The sequence below is a fragment of the Bradyrhizobium sp. genome, assembly GCF_049586575.1.
Classification (GTDB): Bacteria; Pseudomonadota; Alphaproteobacteria; order Rhizobiales; family Xanthobacteraceae; genus Bradyrhizobium.
In genome coordinates this window covers 1-3,364 of the sequence record NZ_JBAVCF010000155.1, presented here as the reverse complement: position 1 = coordinate 3,364, position 3,364 = coordinate 1, and the positions used below count along the sequence as shown (strand labels likewise).

Sequence of the window (3,364 nt, the reverse complement as noted above, 5' to 3'; positions counted from 1 at the left end):
GTCTGGCCAAGGACCGCGACGACGAGCAGGCGATTCTCGACCGCAACGTCTACAGCCGTCTTGCCGAGCTTCTGGAGAACCGCCAGGGCATCGCCGGTCCGAAGGGCTTCAAGAAGGACACCAAGATTACGCGCGCGGTACTCGACGAGCATCCGCGTTCGCAATGGTGGATGTTCGCGTCCCCCAACGACAAGCTGATGGCCGAAATCGAGGCCATGCGGAAGCAGTACGATGAGTCGAAGAAGGGGCTTGAACAGCGCTTCCTCGACAAGGTCGAGAAGTTGCAGCGTGGCGACGAGTTGCCGCCCGGCGTGATGAAGATGGTCAAGGTCTTTGTCGCGGTGAAGCGCAAGATTCAGCCGGGCGACAAGATGGCCGGCCGTCACGGCAACAAGGGCGTGGTCTCCAAGATCGTTCCGATCGAGGACATGCCGTTCCTCGAGGACGGCACCCATGCCGACATCGTGCTCAATCCGCTCGGTGTGCCTTCGCGCATGAACGTCGGGCAGATTCTCGAAACCCATCTCGGCTGGGCGTGTGCCGGTCTCGGCAAGCGCATCGGCCAGGCGGTCGACGCCTACCTCAGCAAGCAGGACGCCAAGCCGCTGAAGGAAACCTTGAAGAAGATCTACGGCGATGAAGAGACGATCAAGTCGCTCAACGACGGCGAATTGATCGAGCTTGGCCGTAACCTCAGTCATGGTGTGCCGATCGCAACGCCGGTATTCGATGGCGCCAAGGAAGCCGATATCGAGGAGATGCTCAAGCTCGCTGGTCTGGACGCCTCGGGCCAGTCGACCGTCTATGACGGGCGGACGGGTGACGCCTTCGACCGCAAGGTGACGGTTGGCTACATCTATATGCTCAAGCTGCACCATCTCGTCGATGACAAGATCCATGCGCGCTCGATCGGTCCGTACTCGCTCGTTACCCAGCAACCGCTGGGCGGCAAGGCGCAGTTCGGCGGCCAGCGTTTCGGCGAAATGGAGGTCTGGGCGCTCGAAGCTTACGGCGCCGCCTACACCTTGCAGGAAATGCTGACGGTGAAGTCGGACGACGTCGCCGGCCGCACCAAGGTGTACGAGGCGATCGTTCGCGGCGACGACACGTTCGAGGCGGGTATTCCCGAATCTTTCAACGTGCTGGTCAAGGAAATGCGTTCGCTCGGTCTCAACGTCGATCTGCACAACTCGAAGGTCGGAAGCGCGCCGACCTCGGAGGCTGCCGAGTAAAAAAGTGTCATGCCCGCCGCGTTTCGCGGCGGGCATCCGCATGCTTCGCCTCGCGGGGGCGGGCATGTCGCTGAAAGAGAATTTCGAATTTGCTGCCGGTGACGGCCGGCACGCGAGGAGAAGACGATGAACCAAGAAATTATGAATCTGTTCAATCCGACGACGCCGGCTCAGGTCTTCGACCAGATCCGGATTTCGATCGCGTCGCCGGAAAAGATTCTTTCGTGGTCCTACGGCGAAATCAAGAAGCCGGAGACCATCAACTACCGCACCTTCAAGCCGGAGCGCGACGGTCTGTTCTGCGCCCGCATCTTCGGACCGATCAAGGACTACGAGTGTCTGTGCGGCAAGTACAAGCGGATGAAGTACAAGGGCATCATCTGCGAAAAGTGCTCGGTCGAGGTGACGCTGTCGCGCGTCCGGCGCGAGCGCATGGGTCACATCGAGCTGGCCGCGCCCGTTGCCCATATCTGGTTCCTGAAGTCGCTGCCGTCGCGCATCGGCCTTCTGCTCGACATGACCCTGAAGGATCTCGAGCGGATTCTCTATTTTGAATATTATGTCGTGCTCGAGCCGGGCCTGACCGCGCTCAAGGACCGTCAGTTGCTGTCGGAAGACGAGTATCTGAAGGCGCAGGACGAATACGGCCAGGATTCCTTCACCGCCATGATCGGCGCGGAGGCGATCCGCGAGCTGTTAAAGGGGCTTGAGCTCGAGAAGCTCGAGACCTCCTTGCGCACCGAGATGCAGGAGACCGACTCCGAGATCAAGCACAAGAAGCTCGCCAAGCGGCTGAAGATCGTCGAGGCCTTCCGCTATTCCGGCAACAAGCCGGAGTGGATGATCCTGACCGTGGTCCCGGTGATTCCGCCGGACCTGCGGCCGCTGGTGCCGCTCGATGGCGGCCGCTTTGCGACCTCGGACCTCAACGACCTCTACCGCCGCGTCATCAACCGCAACAACCGCCTGAAGCGGCTGATGGAGCTGCGCGCGCCCGATATCATCATCCGCTACGAAAAGCGCATGTTGCAGGAGGCCGTCGACGCTCTGTTCGATAACGGCCGCCGCGGTCGTGTCATCACTGGCGCCAACAAGCGTCCGCTGAAGTCGCTCGCCGATATGCTCAAGGGCAAGCAGGGCCGTTTCCGTCAGAACCTGCTCGGCAAGCGTGTCGACTATTCCGGCCGCTCGGTGATCGTGGTCGGTCCCGAACTGCGTTTGCATCAGTGCGGCTTGCCGAAAAAGATGGCGCTCGAGCTGTTCAAGCCGTTCATCTATTCGCGGCTTGACGCCAAGGGCCTCTCAACCACCGTGAAGCAGGCCAAGAAGCTCGTTGAAAAGGAGCGTCCTGAGGTTTGGGACATCCTCGACGAGGTGATCCGCGAGCATCCGGTGCTGCTCAACCGCGCGCCGACGCTGCATCGCCTCGGCATTCAGGCGTTCGAGCCGGTCCTGATCGAAGGCAAGGCTATCCAGCTTCACCCGCTGGTTTGCGCGGCGTTCAACGCCGACTTCGACGGTGACCAGATGGCCGTGCACGTTCCGCTTTCGCTTGAAGCGCAGCTGGAAGCGCGTGTGCTGATGATGTCGACCAACAACATTCTGCACCCGGCGAACGGTCAGCCGATCATCGTGCCGTCACAGGACATCGTGCTCGGACTCTATTATCTCTCGATCATGCGCGAGGGGCTGCCCGGCGAGGGCAAGCTCTATGGCGAGATGGCCGAGATCGAGCACGCGTTGCACGCGAAGGTCATCCACCTGCATACCAAGATCAAGTACCGCTGGGAGGGCCTCGACGAGGACGGCAAGCAGGTCAAGCGCTGGATCGAAACCACCGCCGGCCGGGTCATGCTCGGCAACGTGCTGCCGAAGTCGCCGAAGATTTCGTACGACGTCATCAACAAGCTGATGACCAAGCGCGAGATCTCGGGCGTGATCGATCAGGTCTATCGCCACTGTGGCCAGAAGGAGACAGTGATCTTCTGCGACCGCATCATGGCGCTCGGCTTCTACAATGCGTTCAAGGCCGGCATTTCCTTCGGCAAGGACGACATGGTGGTGCCGCACGGCAAGTGGAAGATCGTGGATACGACGCGTACGCTGGCGAAGGATTTCGAGCAGCAGTACAA

Annotated in this window: 1 protein-coding gene and 1 pseudogene; both read left to right on the top strand. The window is 60.7% G+C overall.

Translation table 11 applies throughout. The features are described 5' to 3' along the window. Positions 1-1,232 (top strand): annotated as a pseudogene (locus tag WB528_RS05730) (DNA-directed RNA polymerase subunit beta); the annotation flags it as partial. A 126-nt stretch (positions 1,233-1,358) separates the two neighbouring features. Further along, positions 1,359-3,364 (top strand): DNA-directed RNA polymerase subunit beta' (gene rpoC, locus WB528_RS05725; protein ID WP_423887459.1); only part of this gene is annotated, 2,006 nt, incomplete at its 3' end.